This is a genomic window from Allobaileyella intestinalis (assembly GCF_009695865.1).
In the GTDB taxonomy this organism is placed as follows: domain Bacteria; phylum Bacillota; class Clostridia; order Peptostreptococcales; family Anaerovoracaceae; genus Allobaileyella; species Allobaileyella intestinalis.
In genome coordinates this window covers 226,754-250,238 of sequence record NZ_VUNB01000003.1, presented here as the reverse complement: position 1 = coordinate 250,238, position 23,485 = coordinate 226,754, and the positions used below count along the sequence as shown (strand labels likewise).

Genomic DNA, 23,485 nt, shown 5'->3' with positions numbered 1-23,485 from the left:
CCTCTATTTCTCAAATCTGCCGTGGCAGTTCTTGTATTTCTTTCCTGAACCGCAAGGACATGGATCATTTCTTCCGATCTTCGGATGGTCTCTCCTTATAGGCTCGTGATTTTCCTTCTTCTCTTCCTGAGGACGGACTGGCGGCATTCCATTTCCTCCACGGGCCCTCTTCTCCTGAGCCAGCTGCTGCTGTTCCTCGTCTTCGTATTCGTCTTTCCGTGTAATTGCAATGGTAACTGCGTTCTTACGCTCTGTGTTGGTCTGGAGTGTCATGCTGTAGCAGTACTTGACAGTCTCTTCTCTGATGTCTGCTACCATCTCGTCGAACATGGCAAAACCTTCTGAAGCATAGGCAGCTGTAGGGTCCTGCTGTCCCAGGGCTCTCAGGCCGATTCCGTTCTTCAGCTGATCCATTGCGTCAATGTGATCCATCCAGCGGTTGTCAACAACTCTCAGAAGGATCATTCTCTCGGCTTCCCTCACATGTTCAGCGCCGATTTCTTTCTCCTTTTCCTCGTAGATCTTCCTGAAGGTATTTTTCACGTCTTCCTTAAGAATCTCCGGAGTCAGGTTCATCTTCTCGTCTTCAGTGTATACCAGGGCTTCTTTGAAAAGAGGATTGATCTTGCACAGGTCAACGCTCATAGCGTCAAAGTCCCATTCCTCCGGGTATCTGGATTCCATGGTGACAGGATCGATGATTCCGTCCACCAGCTCTTCCATCATGCCCATGATGTACTCTCTCAGATCCTCTCCATCCAGGACCATCCGCCTCTGGCTGTAGATTATCTCACGCTGCTTGTTCATTACGTTGTCGTACTGAAGAACGTATTTACGGATACCGAAGTTCTTGCCCTCTACCTTCTTCTGGGCATTCTCTATGGTCTTGGAAAGAAGGCCTGCCTCCAGGGCTTCGTCATCCTCCAGCCCGAACTTCTCCATGTATCTCTGGATCCGCTCGCCTCCGAACAGTCTCATCAGGTCATCTTCCAGCGAAACGAAGAACTGTGTATCTCCCGGGTCACCCTGACGTCCGGAACGTCCACGGAGCTGGTTATCAATACGTCTGGATTCGTGCCTCTCTGTACCTACTATGCACAGGCCTCCCAGCTGGATAACCTCCTGCTGCTCCCCTTTCAGGGCTTCTTTTTTCTTTTCGAGAATGGAATTGTATTTTTCTCTTGCTTCCAGCAGCTCCGGATCGTCGCTCTTCTCGAATCCTACGGCAAAACCGATCTGGTCCGCTGTGTAGCCGGCTTTTTCCATCTCCTTCTTAGCTTCAAAATCCGGGTTGCCTCCCAGGATAATATCGGTACCACGGCCTGCCATGTTGGTGGCAATAGTTACTGCTCCCTTGCGGCCTGCCTGGGCGATTATCTCAGCCTCTTTCTCGTGCTGCTTGGCATTCAGCACGTTGTGAGGAATGCCCCTTTTCTTCAGCATCTTGCTGACCAGCTCGGAAATTTCGATGGAAATTGTACCTACCAGAACTGGCTGGCCTGTGGCGTGGGCCTGGGCGACCTTGTCGGCTATGGCCTTGAACTTTCCGGATTCATGGGCAAAAACCATATCCTCTTTGTCGTTACGTATAACGGGTTTGTTGGTAGGGATTACAACTACGTCCATGTTGTAGATCTCCCTGAACTCGTCTTCTTCTGTCTTGGCTGTACCCGTCATTCCTGCCAGCTTGCCGTACATTCTGAAGTAGTTCTGGAGGGTGATAGTAGCCAGTGTCTTGGACTCAGAACGAATCTCCACTCCCTCTTTGGCTTCGATAGCCTGGTGGAGTCCGTTGCTGAACCGTCTTCCGTACATGAGACGGCCGGTGAACTCGTCAACTATAAGGATTTCACCGTCTTTTACTATGTAGTCCACATCTCTCTTCATCAGGTAGTTGGCGCGGAGAGCCTGCATTACGTAGTGGTTCAGCTCCATATTGTCAGGGTCTGAGAAGTTTTCGATGCCGAAGTATTTCTCACATTCCTTGACGCCTTCTTCTGTAAGGGAGATCTGCTTGTCTTTCTCTTCCACCTCATAGTCCCGGTCTCTGTCCAGGGTTTTTACAAAGGCGTTGGCCGAACGGTAGGTGCTGCTGGAGTCCACGCCCCGGCCTGAAATGATCAGCGGTGTTCTGGCTTCATCGATGAGGATGGAGTCCACCTCGTCCACGATGGCGTAGTTCAGTTCTCTCTGGATCAGTTCTTCCTTGTATGTGACCATGTTGTCACGAAGGTAGTCGAAACCGAATTCGTTGTTTGTTCCGTATGTTACATCGGCCTGATAGGCTGCCTTCCTGGCTTCACCTGTTACGGAGTGAATAACGCATCCTACTGTCAGCCCCAGGAAACTGTAAAGGCGGCCCATCCATTCTGCGTCTCGCTTGGCCAGATAGTCGTTGACTGTTACTATGTGGACGCCTTTTCCTTCCAGAGCGTTCAGGTATGCTGGAAGAGTGGCTACCAGGGTTTTTCCTTCACCAGTCTTCATCTCGGATATTCTGCCCTGATGGAGAACAATTCCTCCAATTACCTGTACTCTGAAGTGTTTCATTCCCAGGGCTCTCCAGGCTGCCTCTCTGCAGACCGCAAAGGCTTCTGGCAGCAGATCGTCCAGAGTCTCACCTGCGGCAAGTCTCTCCTTGAACTCAGGGGTCTTGTTCCTCAGCTCCTGGTCGGACAGCTTCTCCATTTCAGGCTCCAGAGCCATTACCTGGTCAGCTATGGGATAGATCTTCTTGAGAGCCTTCTCATTCAGATCTCCGAAAATTTTCTCCATTAAGCTCATTGATTATCCTCCTCCGGCTTGTCTTCTACTGTTATGTGAACCATCAGTGCTCTCCTTGAATCCGCCTTTGTCACTCTGGCACTGAAGATCTTGTGTTTTGATTCGTATTTGAAAATGTCTCCCGACTTAGGCAGGCGGTCCAGCTGTATCATTACCCAGCCGTTAATAGTTGTGGCCGGCTCGTCGATATCTTCGCCGAAAAGCTCAAAAAATTTTTCCAGATTAGCGCCTCCGGCTACCATGTAACTTCCGTCGTAGATTCTGGTTACATCCCGCATCTCCACCGTGTCATGTTCATCGTAGATCTTGCCTACCAGTTCTTCGATTATGTCTTCCATGGTCACCAGCCCGGTGGTGCCTCCGTACTCGTCTACTATTATGGCGATGTGGGTCTTCTTGGCCTGCATTTTCTTCAGGAGCACTGCGGCCTTGATGGACTCTGCAACGTAGGCTACCGGCTTGATAAACTGCTCTACCGGGCGGTTCTCAGCCACCACGTAGTTGTGAAAATCCTTCTGGTTCAGCACTCCGATTATATTGTCCAGGTCGTCTTCGTAAACCGGAAGTCTGGACAATCCTGTTTCCTTGAAAATTCCAGCAATCTGGCTGTTGTCTGTTCCCAGCTCGATTGCCACCATGTCCACTCTGGGCGTGATTACGTCGATGGCCTCCAGGTCGTCGAACTCGATGGCGTTCTTGATCATGACGCTCTGCTCTTCGCCAATGCTTCCAGTGTTTCTTGCATCGTCGATTATGGTAATCAGCTCGTCCTCAGTGTAGGCCGGGCCTTCGCTGCTTCCGAACAGCTTGCCCACCCCCTTTCGCCACTGGGTGAAAATCCAGTTCAGGGGCGTGAATATTATCATCAGCCCTCTTACTGCAGGCGCACTGGCAAGGGCGAACCCTTCCGGATGTTCCTTGGCAATGTTCTTTGGGGTGATTTCACCGAAAATCAGCACTACAATGGTAATGACTACGGTTGAAATCGTCGCTCCTATGTTGCCGAAAATCCTGACGAAAAGCACTGTTGCAATGGCAGTGGTTCCGATATTGGCCACGTTATTGCCTATCAGTATTGTTGTAAGCAGTTTGTCGTAGTTGTCGCTGAGGCTGAGAACCAGCTGGGCGTTCTTTACATCGTCTGCCGCCATGTTCTTGATTTTGATGCGGTTGAGAGAGGTGAATGCAGTCTCCGCCGCAGAAAAACAGGCTGACAGTATGACCAGCAAAACTATACTGATTATATATGGAGTCAATTGGTGTTCCTTTCTGAAAAAAACAGATTGTGAGATTGAGGGCACTCTTTTCACAGGCACCTTCAAGCCTTTCCTGAAGCCCTCTGGCCTGGTCCGAGCATTTTTATCTCATACGTAGTTGAGTATACAACACTATTGTGATGAACAAAAGTTAAGGTATGGTTAAACTGTTATTATTAGATGTACAAACAGATTTGTTTGTGATAGGACTTCCGTTGTGCTAGAATATTCAGGTCAGATTGATTCGCAGTTGATTTATTATTGGTTTGCAGTTGATCTGCCATTGATATGCGCCAGTAGCTCAGGGGATAGAGTAGCACACTCCGAATGTGAAGGCCGCGAGTTCGAATCTCGCCTGGCGCACCAGTTGAAAAGCCTGTAAACTCAAGGGTTTACAGGCTTTTGTTTGTCTTGTGCGGGATCAGAAAAGGGCGCCATATGACGCAATTTGGCACAGAAAGTGTGACACTTGCTGTGCCACTTTTTGTCATTGGACGGAACGGAATCGAGAATATAGGGGAGGAATACCCCGAGATTTGAAGAAAGCGATATCCCGTGGTACCGTACAAGATTTTTTTCTGCAAAAATACCACGGGATTTCAATAATGAGAAATTATGAAGAGAATGTGTCACAATAGCCAGGCAGGCTGGAGAACAGTGGTCTGCAGCCCCGCCGCCGTGAATAAATTTTTTCTCAGTGTCCCATCACTTTTACAAGGCGGCGGGCAACTATCCAGGCCAGTATCATCTTTGCTATGTCTCCAGGGATAAAAGGAATGACGCAGGCTGCCAGGGCCGGTCCAATGCCCATGGATGTGAGATGGATGAACCACAATGTCCCCAGAACATACAGCAGTATCTCTCCTGCTGCAGCACAGACTAAATACCTTACAACACTCCGCTTCTGTCCTGCCGGCGATGCCAGGCCGGCAGCCATTGCCAGGAATACATATCCCACAAGATAGCCGCCAGTAGGTCCGGCCAGGATTCCCATTCCTCCTGTAAAGCCGGCGAACACCGGAATTCCGACGGCACCCAGCAGGACGAACACCCCTGTTGCGGCGGCTCCTCTCCTGCTGCCCAGGAGAAGTCCGGTCAGTATTACTGCGAAGGTGGCCAGGTTGATTGGAACGCCAGTTCCCGGCAATGGGATGGAAATCCAGGAGCAGATTGCCATTATGGCTATCATGAGACCTGATTCAGTTAAAGTCACAGCTTTTGAAACACGTGGTTTTACTGATGTCTTTGGTTCTTCCATTTTAGTTACCTTTCTATTCTATATAGCATATAGCCTTTTTGCTGCCTTATTTGAGGAGTTTCGTCATTAGTTACTGCAAAACAGGCTACCAGCTGGCCTTTCTGTTGTCAACCTTTATGGCAAAATGGGTGACTGATTGCCGGAATGTTTACGGGTTCCAGTTAATTTTCAGTTGTTCGTTCTATGCAACTGAGCACCACTCTCTTGATTCTTTTTCAAACCGCTGATAGAATCACCGGATAGTACGCATAAGAAATAACTTTTTTCCATATAATTCCATACAAACTGGAATCAAAATAACAACAGCAAGGTATTATCATGTCACAATTCACAACTAACAATCTGTTCCTCATTCGCCACGGCCATACCGAAGGAACTTCAAAGAAGGTTTTTTACGGAAGCACCGATCTGGCACTGACACCGGAAGGAGCCGGTGAAATCCGTCAGCTGGAAAGCAAGGGAATCTATCCTTCGCCGGACAACGCCTGCCTTTACACAACAGGAATGCTTCGCACAGAGCAGACCTTCCAGTTGATTTTCGGGGATCTGCCTCACGGCACAATTCCTGAGCTGCGGGAGATTAACATGGGAGTGTTTGAAATGGCTTCTCTGGATGATTTGATGAAGCACGAGCCTTCAAGGCGCTGGTTCAACGGAGAAACGCCGGATTTTGACTTCCCGGAGGGAGACAGCACGGAAACATTTACTGCCCGCATCAAAAAAGGCGCAGGGATTCTCAAGGATATTATGAAAAAAGATCCCGGTAAGGATACCATTCTGGTGTGCCACGGAGGAGTGATTTCTTCCCTGATGACGCTTTTCTTCCCGGCTGATAAAGAGAACACCTGGGGATGGATACCCGAGCCCGGCCACGGCTATGAAATTAATTTTCAGGATCTGCAGCCTGTGGATTACAGCTCCCTGTAGAAGCAGTCATTCAATCAACGCACTATAAAACACGAGGCATTCCAAGTCAGTATACTGGCTTGGAATGCCTCGCTTTTTTCCAAAAGAACTGTTAACGGTCTTGATCCACTTGGATTCTTAACTCTGATGTATCTTATTTCTCAGTCTTCTTCCTGTTTCTCTGCCCGTTCTTCCAGGCCAGCAGAATTACCAGTGCAGCCACTGCTGCGGCCAGTGCAGCTGCTGGCAGAATCACAGATATGTCATCTCCTGTCCTTACAGCGCCGGTATTGATCACTGACTTAACTGAAGTCTTTACAACCTTGGTGCTTCCACTGCCGGCGGAGTCATCGGAGCTGCTGCCTGGTGTTCACTGTGCCGTCCGGCGATTTGTCCGGTAGGTATTTACTATTGTTTCTATTATCTCTATCGCATATTTTTATGCATTGCGGTTTCAACTGACATTCAGGGCTTTTCGTCCAGGCCTGCCATTCCCCTATTTGCCGGGTTTTTCTCCCCTGTGTATAATTCATTAGTAACACTTGAAAGGACGGTGAGACATGCAGAAAGAGAAAATCAAAACAGTTCTCATTTTCTTCCTCATCGCTGCACTGCTGCCTGCCGGCATCCACAGATACCAGGTCAACCGGAACCCTTACGCCAGAGAAATTCCTGTTTTTACATATCACCGGATATGCCCTGACAACGAATACCACTCTCTTTCAAAGGAAAAAGATCTGTGGACAAAGACAAGCGACTTCGAAAAGGAGATGGGCTGGCTCCACAATCACGGCTACCGAACAATATCCATGGATGAGCTGTACCGCTGGCACCAGGGTCAGCTGGATCTTCCAAAGAAGACGGTGGCCATCACCTTTGACGACGGATACTACAACGTGATACGCTACGGCCTGCCCATTATGAAAAAGTACCACATCAAGGCCACCATGTTCGTCATTGGCAACATGGTCACAGAGCATCAGAATTCAATAGATCCTCTGGCCTACGTGAGTCTGGATACTATACGGGAGATGGGCCGCAACTGCCCGGAGCTGGAGTTCCAATCACACTCCTACGGGCTCCATCACGATTCCAACAAGAACGCCGTGATATACCGCACGAAATATCCCGGGATTCTCAGAGATTTCCAGAGGCAGGAGAAAGTCCTTGGAAAAGATGGAGATGTCATCGCCTACCCTTACGGCTACGGGACCGGGGGCTTCGAGTCCGCTGCCAGAGAAAGCGGATATAAAATGGCATTTCTTTACGGCCAGCAGCGAGGGGTAAGACAGACGGACAATGTGTTCCGTCTCCCCCGCATCGGAGTACGGGGAGATGTGAATACAGAAGTTGTTTTTTTCAGGTGGCTTAAAAATGATTGATGGATATGGTCTTAAGGGCGCCTGCTTTCCCGTGAATGGCAAATGACCAGACCTGCTGTAAGGAAGGAGCTGGAGAGAAAAGAATTTAGTGATTTGAATCGAAAGGATAATAATTATGAAAGCCAAAAATTTAAGAAAACTCTGGAAGGTCACCGGAGTCATTGCTGCAGCAGCGATTATGATAGCAGTTATGGCAGGCTGCGGCTCGAAACAGTCAACAGATAAGAGCCTGTCCCAGATTAAGACAGATAAAGCCTCAAAATCAGTCACAATCACTGCCACCACTCAGGGAAAATTTACAGATAAAGACACAATGCACTGTGTAGTCTTTAACGACGGGAAGATGGCCAGGCACGCCATGTTTGTGACTGGATGCACCCCTGCAAAATTTCATGAAGCCCTGGAAAAGGTGGGCGGCACCCCTTGGAACACCACTGACAAAGAACTTAAAGACGGTGAGTACACCGATGGTCAGAATGTAAAAGTCACCCTGACCTGGAAAGGTCAGGATGAGCCAGTAGAACTGAGCAGCATTCTCGTCACAAACGGCGGAAAACATCCTGATACCGATATCAGATTTTCCGGCAATAAGAAAAACATCGACAAAGCTGGCTCCGGCTGCATTCTCTGTCTGAACAGCTGCTGGGCCGGCATAACTTCCAACGCCGCTTATGCCTTTAACGACATTGACTCCGGCAAGGTAAACATGAAGCTGGACAAGGACACTGCCCCGAAGGATGCTCAGAAGGTGAAGGTCACCTTCACTCTTGAATGATGAAGAAACTACTCACAATTTCCGTTGCAGCTTATAACGCTGCTTCCACTCTTGAGGAATGCCTTCAATCCATGTGTCTTGATGAACGGCACATGGATGAGCTTGAAGTAATTATCACAGATGACGGCTCCACCGACCAGGGGCCACAGATTGTACAGGGTTTTATAGAAAAGTATCCGGGCACATTCCGCCTCATATCCCAGGAAAATAAGGGTTATGGCTCTTCTCTGGAAAACAGCCTGACCCGGGGACGGGGCCTTTACTTCAGAGTGGTGGATGGAGACGATAAGGTAAATACTCAGGGGCTGGAAAGTCTGCTGGATAGAATCGAAGAATTGAATAAACTCCGGGAAAAAATACCGGATCTGATTGTCACTCCCTTTTTTACCTGGCGATCCCGAAAGGAATCTCCTGATGACAGATACACTATAGTCGAAAACCATACGGGGCTATCCCCTGATCCGGCCTCCATCGAGGAGTCTGATCTGAGCAGAGGCCTGGCCATATTTGAGATAACATGCAGAAGAGCCATGGTTCTGGAAGCTTGTCATAATTTTCCACACCACTGTTTCTATGTTGACAACCAACTGGTCATGGTCGTGCTTCTAAACACCCGGACTCTGTGCTATCTGAACAGTCCGGTATCCATATACAGAACTGACAGGCCGGATCAGAGCATGAGCCAGGACTTCCTTGCATCCCATTTTTCGGACACTGTAAAAATCAGCAGACTTGTTTTTTCCATGTACTTGGGAAAAAATGAAGACTTAAAAGGAGGAAAAAAGGTTGCTGTGGAGCTTCTGATCAGCTCCATGGCGAGGCTTGAGTGGCTCACAGGCCTGCTCTCCTCCCGGCCTCTCCGTTGCCGCAGAACCCTCAAAAAACGCTACCGGGCCATACAGACCGACAGCCCGGATCTTTTCCATGTGACCCGGAGATCCAGGATTGCCAGATCTGGAATGGAAGCCGGTCCTCTGGGTTTTCTTGTTATGTCGGCATTCTTCAAGATAAAATACCGTATATTCCATTGGAGACAGGTCGTTTATTTTGCTAAAAAAACCACAAGCAGAACAGAATAACTCTATTAGGCGAAACCTGATCATGAACGTGCTGGTCACCCTTTCCGGTGTGGTGAATCCGCTGATCGTCCTTCCTTACGTAAGCCGTGTGCTCCACCCTGCAGGAACAGGCCGGGTCTACTTTGCATCGTCCGTGATTTCTGTTTTCATGCTCCTGGCACAGATGGGGATACCCGTCTACGGCATCAGGGCCTGCGCCAGAGTCAGAGATGACCGCAAAGTGCTGTCTGGCACCGCCAGTTCCATCATGGGGCTGCAGATACTTTTTTCTGCAGGATCATTTGTGCTTTTGACAATGACAGCCTTTACCCTTCCCATGCTCCGGTCTGAGAAAACTCTTCTCATCCTTATGGGGCTGGGAGTGCTGCTTAACGGAATAAACAGTGACTGGCTTTTCCAGGGTCTGGAAGAATATCCCTTTCTCACCGGTCGAGCCGTCTTTTTCAAGCTGGCATCAGCCGGTGCCATTCTCCTCCTCACCAGGAATCCAGGGGACTATATAATATACGGCCCACTCACCATGGTGCCTGCAGCCGCCGCATCAGTGTACAACCTTTTTTTCCTGAAAAAACACGTAGACCTCCGGCTTACCGGACCTGGAGAAAGCTTCCGGCACCTGGGCCCGGCTATTCACTTCTTTCTTCTCACGGCAATGACCACCGTCTACACTAATCTGGACATGCTGATGCTGGGTTCCATTGGCGGCGCTGCTGAAACCGGTTACTACGGCACAGCCGTAAAAATCAAGCTGGGACTTGTGAATCTGATGATTGCCGGAGTCTCGGTGCTCATGCCTCGAGCAAGCTACCTGGCGGAGTCTGGAGAGATGAATGCCTTCCGGCGGACAATCACAAGGGCTATATCAACATGCCTGATTATCTCCTCCGGAGTCTCGGTGCTATTTGCACTCTTTGCTGAGGATTCCATACTGCTGCTGGCTGGCAGAGGCTTCGAAAGGGCCGTGCTCCCAATGACTTTCATCATGTTCACATTGATTCCCATCGGTCTCAGCCAGATTCTGGGAATGGAAGTTCTGATTCCCCTTGGCAGGGAAAACCAGGTGATTATGGGGGCGGCAGCCGGCGCAGCGGTGGACGTAGTGATGAATCTGTTTCTGATTCCCGCCATGGGTGCTACCGGCGCGGCCATCAGTACCCTGGTCTCTGAGGTAATTGTCCTTATAGTTATAGTTTCAGGGGTAAAAAAAGAATGCTCGTTCCTTGAAGGGATACCGGCCGGCCCTCTGCTTTTGGTAATACTGTCCGGTCTTCTGCCTGGATCCGCAGCCGGTCTACTGTGCCACGCCGCATTTGCCAGCCTGGTGAGTACCAGTCACTTGATGCTTTTCCTGGCAGAAACAGCGCTTTTCCTCCTGATTTACGGAGGCATTTCATACTTCGCATACACAAAATTTCTGAGGAAAAAATTATGAACTATTTCACTCATTATGTTCCGTGGAATCAGGACTCCAGAATGACATCCGGAGTTAAAGGCATAGAAGACATAGAAACCATCTTCTGCCGGAACGGCGCCCGGCTGCTGAACATACCCTCAAAACGCCAGACACACCACCTGTCACCCGCCCGGCGCCTGGCCCTCCAGCGCCCCATACTCCGCACCTGGCAGGAGGCCTGCGGCCCCCTGCGCACCGGCGACACCCTGATCATACTCTTGCCCCTCCACGAAAAATTCGGATTCCTGGACTCACTTATCCGCAGACTCAAAAGCCGCGGAATCAAGATCGTATTCCTGGCTGCCGACCTGGAACTGGCCCGGCCTGCCACCTACTCCGGCCTGAAAAGCTCATATGTGATACACCAGGAGCTTTCTTACCTGCGGCAGGCCGACGGGATCATCACCCACAACCAGGCTTATACCCGCCTGATCCAGAGCCGCGGAATCAACAGCTCCTTCATGGAATTCGGCCTCTTTGACTACCTTATACCTGATGAACAGCTCCAGCGGCTGCAGTCACGCCGGAACAGCGGAATGCCCCTTGTTTCCAGTACGGACTCAGGCCCTTCAGACGGCGGGACGCCCCTCTCTCCGGATGCGGACTCCGGCAAATCAAACGTCGGGACGCCCCGTCCCGACGGCCCCGTTATAATCGCCACTAACCTGGATCCGGTAAAGGCCGGCTATGCATACCATCTCCCTGCCGGTACTGACTTCATCCTCTACGGTCCAAATTACAGGCCGGAGCTGCAGCAGTCCGCCGGTGCCCAGAGCTATGGAACCCGTGACGGCAAAAAACTAAATACTGCCAGAGAGCCTGGTGTTCCAGGCCGTATAACATATGGCGGAGCCTTCCAGGCCGACGATCTTATCGATCACATGAAGGGCTCCTACGGACTACTCTGGGACGGACCTTCCCCCGACACCTGCGCCGGCCCCTTCGGAAGCTACCTCCGGGTGAACACGCCACACCGGATAAGCCTTTTCCTGGCCTGCGGCATTCCTGTCATCGTGTGGGATCAGTCTGCAATGGCACCGCTGGTGCTGGAACATGACCTGGGCTTCGCAGTCTCGAGCCTGGAAGAGATACCGGCGAAACGCAGAGAGATATCCGCCGTTCAGTACGAAGAAATGGCAGAAAAAGCCTGGCTCACAGGAGCCAGGCTTCGCCGCGGTGAAAACACCGCCAGTATTCTCGAACAAATCAGACATCTTTGATCTGCTTATATCATTTGTCTAGTTGGTGGCACCCCCGCAGCTGGAACCCTGGCCGGCAGTACAGCCGTAGCAGTGGTTAGCCAGGGCGATGTGCCTCTTCTGGATTCCGTGCTTTCTCAGGTCGAAGATGGTCTCCTTAGTAGTCACCGGAAGATCCACAGCCTGATTGAAGTCACAGTCGAATATCCGGCCGTCGTAGCCTACGGAGATCTGGAACCTGCACATCATGGCCGGCTCCGACGCCGGATTATAGGCATCAAACAGCGTATTCATGTAGCGTTCAAGATTTCCGGATCTTTCCAGGAAGTCTCCGAACCTTCCCACCGGGTTGTTTGTTATAGCAAAAAGATTGGTGAAGTGAATGCCGAAGTCCTTCTCGAGCTTCTGGTGATACAAGTCACCCATGGCGCCCTGTTCCGGCGGCAGGAAGGCCCCGCCCGGGTTGTACACCAGGTTGAGATCAGAGCCGCCCGGCTCTCCAATGCCAAGGGAGTTCAGCTTCTGGAGCATCCTGATGGAGCTCTGGAAAACGCCCTTGCCCCTCTGGCGGTCAGCGTCCTTTTCCCTGTAATACGGAAGGGAGGCGAAAACGGTGACCCCAAGGTCTCTGTAGAGCTCCGGCAGGTCCTCGTATCCCGGTTGCTCCAGGATGGTCAGGTTTGTCCTCACGTATACAGTGTCAGCCAGCTTGCAGCACTCCTTCAGGAACCAGCGGAAATCCGGGTTCATCTCTGGAGCCCCGCCGGTGATGTCGATGGTATTGAGGTGTTCGTCGTTCCGGAAAACATCCAGGCAGCACTCCATCACCTCTCTGGACATGGCCTCAGTCCTGTCCGGACCGCCCTTCACATGGCAGTGCTTACAGGCCTGGTTACACTGCAGGCCAATGTTCACCTGCATGGTCGTTATGATGTCGGTGTACGCCGCCTCCGGATCTGCCATGTGAGGCTCAAAGGCAGGTACCACAGATAGTCTTTTCAACTGGTCGTTCACAACAGCTCCTCCTAGAACTCAAGCTTTTTTACGATATTTTTCATCTGAAGGCCGTGAGCCAGTGTAGCTCCTCCCCTGATGGCTGCTGCCACGTGGATGGCCTCTGTCATCTGCTCCTCGTCCACGCCCTTGTTCAGGCAGTCGTTGGTGTAGGAGTCAATGCAGTAAGGGCACTGGAGAGCAGTGGCCACGGCCAGGGCAATCAGAGATTTTTCCCTTGCGGTGAGCGCGCCCTCTGCGAAAACGTCGCCGTAATAGGCCATGAACTTGTTCCACAGCTCAGGAGCTTCCTCTCCCATGGTGCCGAACTTCGCCAGATCCTCTTCGTTGTAGTAAGCCATTTTTTCCTCCATTTCAAATACATCGGAAATCTGAATAACGGTTTATATATCAAGGCCGGGCATACCGGCCGGGATATCATTTTCTGCTGAAAAAAGAAAAGTTCCGCCCCTCCAGGGATGCGGGGTTATGCGCGATCACCACGCAGTCGAAGGTGTTGTTTTTCAGGTACTCCCACAGCGACATTTCTGTAAAATCTCTCATATCCACTGCAGTGACCTGCCTGTAGTTCATGGCCAGAAACGGCACCATGCACCAGGAGTATGAATCCCCCACCAGGAGGATCCTGCCACTGGCAGCGGAACTCCTGATGCCGCCAGGGCTTTTTTCACGACTTTTAAAGCCCTCGTTTATAACAGTAGCAACAACGCCCCTGCCGTTCATGTATGCGTCATAGGAGACCCGGTGATACAGGTCGCCTCGTGTGACGATTCTACTGTCCACCAGGGAATCCGCAAATTTTCCTCTTCTGGAAAAGGTCTTTCCGTCTCTGCGCCAGGTCACCCGGAAGTCCGGGGATTTTTCTGGAGTCAGAACAGTGAAGTCGTCGGTGCCCCCCCATATGTGGCCCCGGTCTTCTTCCCCAGGGCTCCCAGGTAATAATTTCTGTATGTCGCCCTGTCATAGGCTTCCGGATTGAAGGCCCAATCGTCGTACCTCAGGCCGTACTCACTGTTTAGCCTGTGGCCAAGGATACCGGCGGCCATCAGTGCCGCCTCGGGACGCCAGCCTCTCCTTGAGTGTAGCGGTGTTTTCCACATATTCGTCAAGGCGCTTATCTCCCAGCCTGTCAATGCCATAGGAAAGCTGTCCCCCATCTAGTTTAGCAACACCTACCTCCTGATCCGGGATATATCTTATACCCAGAGTTTTGTTAACCTCTCCATATACACCCATCCAGAAGGTCAGGGCCGGGAACTCCTTTGACAGCCCGGAGTCCAACCGGGATCCCTGTCCGCGGTCCCCCAGCACACCCTGAAAATCCGTGTCCCTGTAGGTCAGGATTCTGGGTACCGCCGGTGCCGACACCAGGCACAGCACCCCTACAATGAATATGAATAATATCGCTGTAAAACGCTGTGCCTTCATGGGTTCTCCCGGGAGAATAATCTCCCTCTCTATTCTCCATCAGAACTGGAAATATATAAAGGGACTATAGCCACCTTTAATAACAAAAGAAAATGATATGACCATAAGCAATACCATTGTGATTCCTGAAATAACCTGGTACCCGCCGCCACCCAGGTTTTTCTTCAGCCATACGACGGCTGCCGGCACAACAGGGAACGAGCGGATCTTCTCAGACACATCTCCGTAGCGGACTATAGGGCCGGCGATAAGCTGTGGAAACATGGAGATATATAAAGCCACATTCACCAGGCTTTTTTCTGCGCTGCCCGGTGTCCTGAAAACGTCCGTCACGTAAGGCAAGGCCTGGAAGGTGAAAAATGATATTCCCACTGGCAATACAATCTCCGGCACAGGGATGTTCACTGCCGGCAGTCTGTCAAGGTTTTCCACCACGAAGGCCAGATATTTACAGACGAAAAGCAGGCTCAAATCCCCTGCCACTATTACTATAAAAACAGCCTTTCGCTGGTTCCCTTCGTTCCGGTCCATCCACAGGACCATTCCTCAGTTGAAAATCAGTGCCCCCGCCATGAGAAACACGAACCGGGGCTCACCGAACCAGTAGAAAAACAGGCTGGCCAGAAGCAGAAAGGTGTTCCGCAGTCTGAGGAGCCTGTCCGGAATCAGGTAGTACACGGCCAGTGTAACCGGCAAAAAAAGAAAAATGAACGTTACGCTGGAGAATATCATTTCTGACCTCCCCTGAACGAGATCATATCCTGCATCAGCATACAAACCATGAGCATGGTGATGTACTGGTATGGAATGATAGTAACGGCAAACAGCAACAGGAAGCAGATCTCAAATGCTATGTGGGCGTAGTTTCCTGACCTGAAGCTCCTGGACGCGCCTCTGAGGATGGCCCAGCCGTACGGGATAAACAGCATGAGACCTCCCTCCGCCAGCACCTCCACAGGAGAATTGCTGTATCCCAGGTTATTGAGTCTCCACGGGGAGGCGAACCTGGCAATATAAGGGGTATTTTCGAACCCTACGCCCCAGAGGGGACTGCTGAGCCATGCTTTGAATCCTGACCTGATGTCGTCCAGCCTGATGGATGAAGACTCCGTTGTGGTCTTGTTCCACAGGAGGAGCACAACGAAGGCCAGCACCATGGCCACCAGTACTATCATCTTCTTCTCCTGAGCCAGGTGTTCCCTGAAGGAGCCAGCGGACCTCCTCTTCTTCCTCACGTCCGGCAGATTCTTCATAATCCACATGAGGGCCATGAGAAACCATCCTGTGGCTGTAAAAGTTGTGAGCATTGCCAGAGCCAGAATAATCCGGCACCGCCTGTGGGCCTTGGGCCCCCTGCTGTCCTGTATGTAGAAGTCGGTCATGAAGGCCAGGGAAAAAAGATAGTTGGCCATAGGGCCTTCCACGAATATTGCAGAGTTTCTGGCCACGTAGCCCGTAATGAACCACTGGGTTTCGTAATATATGTACATAAAGTGGGTTCGCCATATAATCTTGCCGTTATCTGACCAGTCCACGTACACGCTGCCGGACCACGGGTATGGTATCAGGTGGAGCAGGGAAAGCAGAAACCAGCAGACCACAGAGACTCCGGCCACGATTACCACCACGTCGCGGAAAGCTCCGAGAAGGGAAGCAGCCTTTTCTTTTCCTCCCCTGGAATCAAGAAAGATTATAACAGAACACAGCAAGAGTCCGCAGCGCAGGACACGGCGGTAATTCACCGGGTCCAGCAGGACGAAAAGCAAAAGATAGAGCATGATGATGATTCCCGTCTTGATGGAAGACCACCGGATGCCCGGTCCATTCTTTTCCCCGTCGTTCTTGAAAGCCAGCGCCATGAGACAGATTCCCAGAACCAGGGCGGTGCTCCTGTTCACCCATGGGCCGTAGTCTCTCAGATGCATCCAGATGCTTCGGCACTGTACTACCATGGCGGCCGCCGCTGCGTAGGTGATGATGAGCCAGAATGTGCCGCAGTCCCTATTCTGTTTTTTCATTGTATTTTCAGTCAATATATGCTCCTGACAAGGCTTGCGGTCTCTCTTATATCCAGCCCTCTTGCTTCGATCTTTTCAGTATTATCAGTGCGGCCTGTGTCCATCTCAATAAGCGCCTTTTCCCAGGCCCCCTTGTTCTCAAGGGATATGCGGCGGAAGTTCTCCGCCACCTGGCTTTCCATCACGACCCCGGTGGAAGCCACAACTGTAAGGCCGTTAGCCTGTGCCTCCAGAGCGGCGATAGAAAAGCCCTCAAACAAACTGGGAAGTGCGAACACATCCATGGCCTGGTAGAAATCTTCGGGATTTTCAACGTTTCCGGTGAAGATCACCATCCCGTCTATGGAACTTCCGCTTATCTGCTTCTCCAGTTCCATTCGCTGATCTCCCTCTCCTACCAACAGCAATCTGATATCATTCTCGGGCCAGCTGCTCCGGATATTTTTCGCTATTGAAATGAGGAAACCGGGATTCTTCTGCTTTGTGAGCCTGCCCACAAAACCGATGACTCTTCCACTCTCCGGGATTCCCAGTTCCCGGCGGATTCTCTTCCTCTTCGCCGGATCAAATGCAAACCGACTGATATCCACCCCGTTTTTCACTACCTGGAGTCTCTCCCTGCATATCTTCGCCGGAAACATCCACTGCCCTGCAGCCTCAGAACAGGCCAGCCAGCGTGATGGATACTCCGTAAGTACTCTCCTGGAAAAAAGGGCCGTCATTGTGTGTGAAATGTTGGGAATGCCTGCGCAGTGGGCATGAACCACAATGTCCCTGATGCCGGACCTCCTGGCCAGCTTGCAGTATTTCCGGAGCATGGTCACACTTCCAGAGTGGATGTGGATCACATCCACTCTCGAGGCCCTGAGGAAATCCCTCATGACCCGGGTCTCCTGCCTTCTGGTGCCTCCCGGGCGGAAGGGACAGCCTCTTGTAAACACTCTATGTCCCAGAGATTCCATTTCCGTCACAATTCTTGGGTTGTCACAGTAGTACGGCGTGAAAAGGTCCACCTGAAGATCTCTGGTGTCCATGGCTTTCAGGACCTCAGAGACGAAGACCTCCTCTCCCCCGAAGGATATGGGTTCCCCGAAAACCTGAAGGATCTTCTTTTTTGTTGTGTTATGGTGGTCACCGCCCTGTACGCTTTCGGGCACTGCCGCCCGTCCCCCTGGCATCCCATCAAAGCATCCTTCCTGGAGGCCGGCCTCCGGATAGCGGATATCCGGACGAAAATTCATCCCCGCCCGGGTGCCCCGGAACATGGCGCCCAGCCGTTTTCTTTTTTCCGGAGCAGTAAATACAATGCGGAACCAGTGGCCCATCAGCCGCCTGGTCTCATAGATAAGACCGTTAAGGCCCTCCCGCCTGTACAGATACACGTCATTGCGGTACATGGTCTCGTATCTGCTGACCGGCCGGTCTCTGTCGGCGGCAATATTGGCACCCCTGTTCTCCCCGGTCATGTGTATTACCCGGCTTCCGTTAACCAGCCATGCGGGATAGACTCTGGATATCCGGCGGGTAAACTCCCAGTCGTCGGTCCATGTTCCAAATTCCCTGATTGGAAGGCCCATGTTTTTTATGACGGAGGACGGGACCAGCAGCGACACGAAAGACGCCATCACCACAGGAACCGCCGGACTCTGAAAATCCCTGACCTTCATAGTAAGGCTTCTCCTCTGGATGTTCATCCTGTTGAGGGTGCCGTCCCTCCAAAGTGCCTGGCTGGAAAGAAATCCGTACTTGCCTTTCTTGTCTTCATGTACTGCCAGAAGGGCCTCAAGGGCCTCAGGTTCTGGTTGTGTGTCATCGTCCATGGCCCACACCAGCTGGTATTCAAGACTTACCGCCTCTTCCATGGCCAGGCTGAAGCCTCCTGCTCCGCCCAGATTCTCACCTGTGTTCCGGTAGAGGATCTTTCCTCCCTTATCCTGAAAGTTGCGGATCTCGTCAATGTTCCCCACCTCCGGGATCTGGCTGAGGGAACTTCGACCAGCTCCTCCGTTATCCACCACGATGATGTCCATTTTTGAAGCGGCCGTCTGGAGGCACAGGCATCTGAGGCACTGGGCCAGAAGTTCATCCCTTTTGTATGTCACCACCACTGCGGCAATCTGCCTGACTTCTTTCATCACTTCATCTTCCTCACTGCCTCTGCGGTGAACATCTTGAAAAATATCTTAACATCCAGAGCCAGGTTTGCGTTGTCTGCGTACCACAGCTCCATTTTCTGCCTGCTGCCATCCTGGTATCCCGCCCAGTCACGGCCGTAGGCCTGCCAGTACCCCATCCATCCGGGCTTGACGCTCTGGAGCCTTTCCAGCTCCTCTCCGGTGTATTTCTTCATCTCATCAGGAAGAATTGGCCTGGGTCCGATGATGCTCATTCCGCCCTGTATCACGTTGATGAGCTGAGGCAGCTCGTCCAGTCCCCACTTCCTGATAAATTCTCCTCCTGGTATCACCCTGGGATCTTCCTTCAATCTGTATTCTTCAAGGTATTCACGGCGCCGCACAGGATCCAGGGAACTTTCGATTTCGTCCGCATTATCCTCCATTGTTCTGAACTTCCATATAATCACAGGCCTTCCGTGGTAGCCCATGCGTTCCTGGGTGTAAAAGACTTTGCCTTTACCGCGCAATTTTACGGCAATGGCTGTGATCACCATGGCCGGAGAGAACATCACCAGACCTGTCATACCGAGCACGATGTCCAGGATCCTCTTCACAAGAAGATATCCATTATTCTTTTCTCTCCAGGTCCTCCGGTCAGGACAAAGCCTTTCATATTCCAGCTCACCCTGACATGGATCCATGCCCTCCATGTATCTTCTCCTCATCCTTGCCATGTTTCTCATTACCAGAAGCTTGTGGACCGTAGATCCCCTGTATCTTCTGTCTGAGGCCAGAATACGGTGCTCCGCCATTCCCGGAGGGATCCCCATAGCCTTTAAGTTTATGGAAAACTGAAGATCCTCCATTATTCTGATTGGCGGGAATCCTCCAACCTTTTGAAAAAGTTCTTTTCTTATGAATATCCCCTGGTCCCCGAAGACAATGTGTCTTCTCCGGGCCCTGAAATTGGAGATCCACTTATTCGTATACATGAAAAAGTTCCGGCTGTGGAACCGGACACCAAAACATCCCCACTGGTGATTTTTCAACACGGTTTTTATTTCTCCTGCAGGATCCTCGGGCAGCTGGCAGTCACCGTGAAAAAAGAAGAGTATCTCACCCGCGGCAAGCTCCGCCCCGGCGTTGAGCTGTGTTCCTCTCCCCCTGGGGCTGCTGATGATGCGTATCCCGTCATCCTCTGACACAGCCGCTCTCAGCCTCTCCACGGTCCCGTCCGTACTGCCTCCGTCCACCAGGATGACCTCCCGTGGCTTCCGGATCTTGCGGCACTGGCGGATTATCGACTCCGCCATCTCCTCCTCGTTATATAGAGGCACGATGGCAGAAATCAGAGGATATTTCCTAGTGAACTCCATGGTGCAGGACCTTCCTGTAAAAAAGCCGTCGGGTTCCTCTTCTCCCAGCAGTCTGAACCGCTCCAGGTCCGCCGGCACATCTATGTCGAAGGTCTCCGGCAAAAGCTCCCAGGTCACGTCCCCGGGTATACGCTCCAAAGTCTCCTTCATCACAGCACCGTGGCTGTATCTCTCCAGCATAAAAGCCTGGCTGCACGGTCTCCGCGCCCCAACCAGGCAGTATCCCCCGTCCTCGGTGGGCGTGAACACCATGTCCCTCTCCTCCAGGCACCTGAATGCATCCATAATATCCCCGCTGCTAAGCTGAGGAGAATCGGTTCCTGTCAGGACGCATTTACTGTATCCCATTGCCAGCACTTCTCTTAGTGCGTTATCCATTCGCTGCCCCAGGCCATCTCCTCTCTGAGGAAAAAAATTCATCTCCACCCCTGCTTCTGCGGTCATTGCCTCAATCTCTTCCAGATGCGAAGATTCTCCACTCCAGGCAAAAAACAGGGCGACTTCTTTCTCCATCAGTCTCCCTGCCCTTCTGAGCCCGTCCATAATCAGAGCCTTCTGGAGCTCAAGACACTGGTCATCATCGTAACAGGCCTTCATCCTGGTCTTCACCTTACACCGCTCCGGAACCTTGGTGAAAATAATATATGCCTTGTCTTTTCCTTTTTTCTCCTCTATTCTGTCTGTCATCACTTATATTTCGTCATCATCCTGTTTATGTACGATGTCTTTACCGCCGGCTTCTCGTCTATTCCCATCATCAGGGAAAGAGTGTGCCGCAGGTTTCCTCCGTTTCTTCCGAACTGACCGGCGCAGGAAGCGCAGCAGGTACACAGAAACTTTTCCCCCTTCTCCGGGTATTTCTTACCTATTGTCTCGGCGTATTCTTTCGAGAGATCCGGCTCACATGCTCCGGCTATGCCTCCCAGCCCGCAGCAGTTCACATCTTCTTCCTTCTCCGGTCTGTATCCCAGAAGCTCTGAAATGTCTTGGTACCACTCTCCTGTCTCCCGGTCGGGACAGGGCATGAAAATCTTCAGACCCTGAGGCTTTTCCACCTCTATGCCCAGTTCCAGCAGTCTGCGGTACACGCTGACCACCTTGATTCCCAGTTTGTCCTTCAGGTAGTAATAGCAATTGGGGCACATGGTGAGGATCTCCTCGGCGCCGGCTTCCCCAAGATTCTTTCTTATCGTGTCTATTATCCGCTCCTCGTCCTTCTCAAGCCCAAGAAGTCCCAAAGGTCTGCCGCAGCAGTCGTAGGCGATGCCATAGCCGTACTCTCTCTTCATCATTGCGGCAAAGGCCTTGTTTGTCTTTGGAAAAAGTGAAGGAAAATTGCATCCCGGAAAAATTACGGTCTTTCCGGCGGCCTTCTTGTAGTTCCTGAATATGTAGTCGCTTTTTTCTTTAAGCATTCCGGAATACCGCCCCGGGTCGTAGACTCCATCCTCCAGGGCCACGTGCTCCCGGCGCATCTCCATAAAAAGCTCTGTGCCCTTAATGCCCACAGGGCACACCTGGTCGCACTTTCCGCATATGGAGCAGTGGTACGCCAGGGGCGCCAGCTTCTCCACATCGTTCAGCTGGCATCCGTATTTTCTAAGGAAGCTGCAGTTATCCCTGCAGGCTCCGCAGTTTATGCAGGCGCTGGTCATTTCTTTGTATCTGTCTATTTCGTAAGTCATTGGTCCGTCTCACTTGTTTTCTGTCTGTTTTCGGTTTTCTCGTGACCGTCCTCCGGCCCCACGTACTTCTTTTTCAAAAGCTTGCTGGCCACTATGACCACGGCCGCAATCACCACAGTTGCCCCGGCGTAGAAAATCCTGTTGCTCCCATCAATCACGGCATAAGTCCCGAAGGTGTACATTGCCGTGCCTGGTATCATGAATACGAAAGTCCCCAGTGAGTACTTGGCAAGGCTTATGTCTGTAATCCCGTAGGCGAAGTTCTGCAGGTTATATGGAAATACAGGCACCAGCCTTGTGACCATCAGCACCGTCATCTCGTTCTTTGTGTTCTCATCGAAGAGGAGGCGGTTAATGTACTTGTTTTTCATCACCTTATCTCTGAGGCTGTCCCTCAGGAAAAATCGTCCCACGAGGAATGCCAGGATTGCACCTATGGTTGCGGATATGGAGCACAAGAATGTCCCCATCCATGGTCCGAAAAGAGTGCCCGCTATTATGGCGAAGGTTACTCCCGGCAGAGCCAATACCACGCAGCCCACAATCATCACCACCATGTAGATGGCCACAACTTCTAGATAGTCCTCCTTCATAGTCTCCTGAAGGCGCTGATACCACCGGGGATCTGTAATGTAGTCTGACCAGCCGTATCTCCTGTTCAGCAGAAACACTGCCAGAATGACTGCCGCAAAAATACAGGGTTTAATCAGCTTTTTCCAGTTGATTCTGTTGTTTTCTTTCATGGATATCGCTCCGCCCGGCTATTCGCCTTCCTTTTCTTCAGTGGCCCCGGTGTCTTGGCTACTTTCGTCTGCCTTTTTTCCATGTCTCCTGCGGATTCCCTTACCCTGCCTCTCGTTGTAGACCTGCTTCATGAGGACTACCAGGGCGGAAAGTGCAAAAAGAATCATCAGGCCCATCACCAGCTTGCGGCTCCCTCCTGTCAGCATTCCTCCTACATAAGAATATACGATGGTTGCCGGAAGCTGTCCGATGCCTGTGGCGATGAAAAAACTCCAGAAAGACATGGATGTAAGGCCGGCGGCATAGCTGACGATATCAAAGGAGATAAACGGCAGGAGCCTGGCGATGAGGATGCTCATAGCTCCGTGCTTGTCAAAGAATCTATCCACCTGCTCCAGTCCCGCCTTTGATGTAAGCTTTATTACAGCGTCTCTTCCCAGGACTCTTCCTATCCAGAAGCATACTGCAGCACCTGCCATGGCGCTGGTCCAGGACAGTATCGCTCCCTGCCACCAGCCGAAGAGGCTGGCATTGGCAAAGGTTATCAGGAATGCCGGCAGGGGCGCCGCCACCGACTGAAGTATCATCAGCAGAAAGGATATGGCCATGGCGTATCTGCCATAGGACTGGACGAAGGCCTCCACCTGGTGGAAGTCTCCCGTAGCGAACATGTGGAACACCTTGTTCATGCCAACGTGGACAGAGGGGATCAGGTAGTAGCACCCAAAGGCCGCACCGATCAGGACTATGATCAAGATCCTCTGGATCCACCTGGACATGCGGCTCTTTTCGGTTCTGGCTCTCTCCGCAGCCCCATTGGCTTCCGTAACTTCCGCCTCCCTGCGTTCAGTAGCCTCCGCTGTTTTTTTTGTACGTTCTTCAGTCATGGGAATTTCCTCAAATTATCATCTCGAAAAGAATTGTCAGCCGGATCCCCGGCATTTTCATCCGCCCTGGGATCTGACTGTCCATAAAAGTATATCGGTAATGCTCCCCTTCGTCACGGTCTCA

The 23,485-nt window shown here is 51.5% G+C and carries 21 protein-coding genes and 1 tRNA gene; 7 read left to right on the top strand and 15 right to left on the bottom strand.

Translation table 11 applies throughout. From position 1 onward, the window contains the following. Positions 1-3: 3 nt before the first annotated feature. Positions 4-2,784, bottom strand: a complete 2,781-nt coding sequence (gene secA / locus FYJ66_RS04585; protein WP_154572332.1) for a preprotein translocase subunit SecA — start codon at positions 2,782-2,784, stop codon at positions 4-6. Continuing rightward, on the bottom strand, positions 2,781-4,040 hold the full coding sequence (locus FYJ66_RS04580; RefSeq protein ID WP_154572331.1) for a hemolysin family protein: 1,260 nt from the start codon (positions 4,038-4,040) through the stop codon (positions 2,781-2,783). Before FYJ66_RS04580 ends, secA begins: the two co-directional genes overlap by 4 nt. Before the next feature lie 290 nt (positions 4,041-4,330). Here FYJ66_RS04580 and FYJ66_RS04575 point away from each other — a divergent pair. After that, positions 4,331-4,406 (top strand) — tRNA-Arg (locus FYJ66_RS04575). A 328-nt stretch (positions 4,407-4,734) separates the two neighbouring features. Here FYJ66_RS04575 and FYJ66_RS04570 read toward each other — a convergent pair. Beyond that, positions 4,735-5,298, bottom strand: coding sequence for a biotin transporter BioY (locus FYJ66_RS04570; RefSeq protein WP_154572330.1), 564 nt, complete (start codon positions 5,296-5,298; stop codon positions 4,735-4,737). A gap of 318 nt (positions 5,299-5,616) precedes the next feature. Between FYJ66_RS04570 and FYJ66_RS04565 the strand changes: the two genes are divergently transcribed. The 6 genes from FYJ66_RS04565 to FYJ66_RS04540 all read left to right on the top strand — a co-directional run bounded on the left by FYJ66_RS04565 (position 5,617) and on the right by FYJ66_RS04540 (position 12,113). Next, complete coding sequence (locus FYJ66_RS04565) at positions 5,617-6,225, top strand: histidine phosphatase family protein (protein WP_154572329.1); 609 nt, start codon at positions 5,617-5,619, stop codon at positions 6,223-6,225. 539 nt (positions 6,226-6,764) lie between these two features. Next, positions 6,765-7,586 (top strand): polysaccharide deacetylase family protein, encoded by an 822-nt coding sequence (locus tag FYJ66_RS04560; RefSeq protein ID WP_154572328.1) that lies wholly within the window; start codon positions 6,765-6,767, stop codon positions 7,584-7,586. Between the two features lie 115 nt (positions 7,587-7,701). Further along, the gene (locus FYJ66_RS04555) at positions 7,702-8,361 is read left to right on the top strand and encodes a YdjY domain-containing protein (RefSeq protein ID WP_154572327.1); all 660 of its coding nucleotides are present in this window, start codon (positions 7,702-7,704) and stop codon (positions 8,359-8,361) included. Further along, a complete protein-coding gene (locus tag FYJ66_RS04550; RefSeq protein ID WP_154572326.1) occupies positions 8,358-9,440 on the top strand; it encodes a glycosyltransferase family 2 protein in 1,083 nt (360 codons plus the stop codon). Before FYJ66_RS04555 ends, FYJ66_RS04550 begins: the two co-directional genes overlap by 4 nt. Then, positions 9,409-10,872, top strand: a complete 1,464-nt coding sequence (locus FYJ66_RS04545; RefSeq protein ID WP_268878600.1) for a flippase — start codon at positions 9,409-9,411, stop codon at positions 10,870-10,872. Before FYJ66_RS04550 ends, FYJ66_RS04545 begins: the two co-directional genes overlap by 32 nt. Continuing rightward, a complete protein-coding gene (locus FYJ66_RS04540; protein WP_154572324.1) occupies positions 10,869-12,113 on the top strand; it encodes a glycosyltransferase in 1,245 nt (414 codons plus the stop codon). The genes FYJ66_RS04545 and FYJ66_RS04540 overlap by 4 nt, the downstream gene beginning before the upstream one ends. Before the next feature lie 18 nt (positions 12,114-12,131). Here the strand turns inward: FYJ66_RS04540 and arsS are convergent, their stop codons facing one another. The 12 genes from arsS to FYJ66_RS04480 all read right to left on the bottom strand — a co-directional run bounded on the left by arsS (position 12,132) and on the right by FYJ66_RS04480 (position 23,361). Next, on the bottom strand, positions 12,132-13,106 hold the full coding sequence (gene arsS / locus FYJ66_RS04535) for an arsenosugar biosynthesis radical SAM (seleno)protein ArsS (protein WP_465250558.1): 975 nt from the start codon (positions 13,104-13,106) through the stop codon (positions 12,132-12,134). An 11-nt stretch (positions 13,107-13,117) separates the two neighbouring features. Next, positions 13,118-13,447: an arsenosugar biosynthesis-associated peroxidase-like protein gene (locus FYJ66_RS04530; RefSeq protein WP_154572323.1), complete on the bottom strand. Its 330-nt coding sequence runs from the start codon at positions 13,445-13,447 to the stop codon at positions 13,118-13,120. A gap of 76 nt (positions 13,448-13,523) precedes the next feature. Continuing rightward, positions 13,524-13,949: a hypothetical protein gene (locus tag FYJ66_RS04525; protein ID WP_154572322.1), complete on the bottom strand. Its 426-nt coding sequence runs from the start codon at positions 13,947-13,949 to the stop codon at positions 13,524-13,526. Positions 13,950-14,114: 165 nt separating this feature from the next. After that, the gene (locus FYJ66_RS04520; protein ID WP_154572321.1) at positions 14,115-14,534 is read right to left on the bottom strand and encodes a hypothetical protein; all 420 of its coding nucleotides are present in this window, start codon (positions 14,532-14,534) and stop codon (positions 14,115-14,117) included. Between the two features lie 39 nt (positions 14,535-14,573). Continuing rightward, positions 14,574-15,065, bottom strand: coding sequence for an MBOAT family O-acyltransferase (locus tag FYJ66_RS04515; protein WP_154572320.1), 492 nt, complete (start codon positions 15,063-15,065; stop codon positions 14,574-14,576). A 15-nt stretch (positions 15,066-15,080) separates the two neighbouring features. Further along, the gene (locus tag FYJ66_RS04510; RefSeq protein WP_154572319.1) at positions 15,081-15,266 is read right to left on the bottom strand and encodes a hypothetical protein; all 186 of its coding nucleotides are present in this window, start codon (positions 15,264-15,266) and stop codon (positions 15,081-15,083) included. Then, positions 15,263-16,567 carry an O-antigen ligase family protein gene (locus FYJ66_RS04505; RefSeq protein WP_154572318.1) on the bottom strand — a complete coding sequence of 435 codons (1,305 nt, stop codon included), beginning with the start codon at positions 16,565-16,567 and terminating at the stop codon, positions 15,263-15,265. The genes FYJ66_RS04510 and FYJ66_RS04505 overlap by 4 nt, the downstream gene beginning before the upstream one ends. Continuing rightward, positions 16,564-18,687, bottom strand: a complete 2,124-nt coding sequence (locus FYJ66_RS04500) for a glycosyltransferase (RefSeq protein ID WP_154572317.1) — start codon at positions 18,685-18,687, stop codon at positions 16,564-16,566. Before FYJ66_RS04500 ends, FYJ66_RS04505 begins: the two co-directional genes overlap by 4 nt. Beyond that, positions 18,687-20,732, bottom strand: a complete 2,046-nt coding sequence (locus tag FYJ66_RS04495) for a TIGR04283 family arsenosugar biosynthesis glycosyltransferase (protein ID WP_154572316.1) — start codon at positions 20,730-20,732, stop codon at positions 18,687-18,689. Before FYJ66_RS04495 ends, FYJ66_RS04500 begins: the two co-directional genes overlap by 1 nt. After that, the gene (locus FYJ66_RS04490; protein ID WP_154572315.1) at positions 20,732-21,730 is read right to left on the bottom strand and encodes a (Fe-S)-binding protein; all 999 of its coding nucleotides are present in this window, start codon (positions 21,728-21,730) and stop codon (positions 20,732-20,734) included. The genes FYJ66_RS04495 and FYJ66_RS04490 overlap by 1 nt, the downstream gene beginning before the upstream one ends. Beyond that, on the bottom strand, positions 21,727-22,473 hold the full coding sequence (locus FYJ66_RS04485; protein WP_154572314.1) for a TVP38/TMEM64 family protein: 747 nt from the start codon (positions 22,471-22,473) through the stop codon (positions 21,727-21,729). Before FYJ66_RS04485 ends, FYJ66_RS04490 begins: the two co-directional genes overlap by 4 nt. Before the next feature lie 18 nt (positions 22,474-22,491). After that, a complete protein-coding gene (locus FYJ66_RS04480; protein WP_465250557.1) occupies positions 22,492-23,361 on the bottom strand; it encodes a TVP38/TMEM64 family protein in 870 nt (289 codons plus the stop codon). Positions 23,362-23,485: the final 124 nt, after the last annotated feature.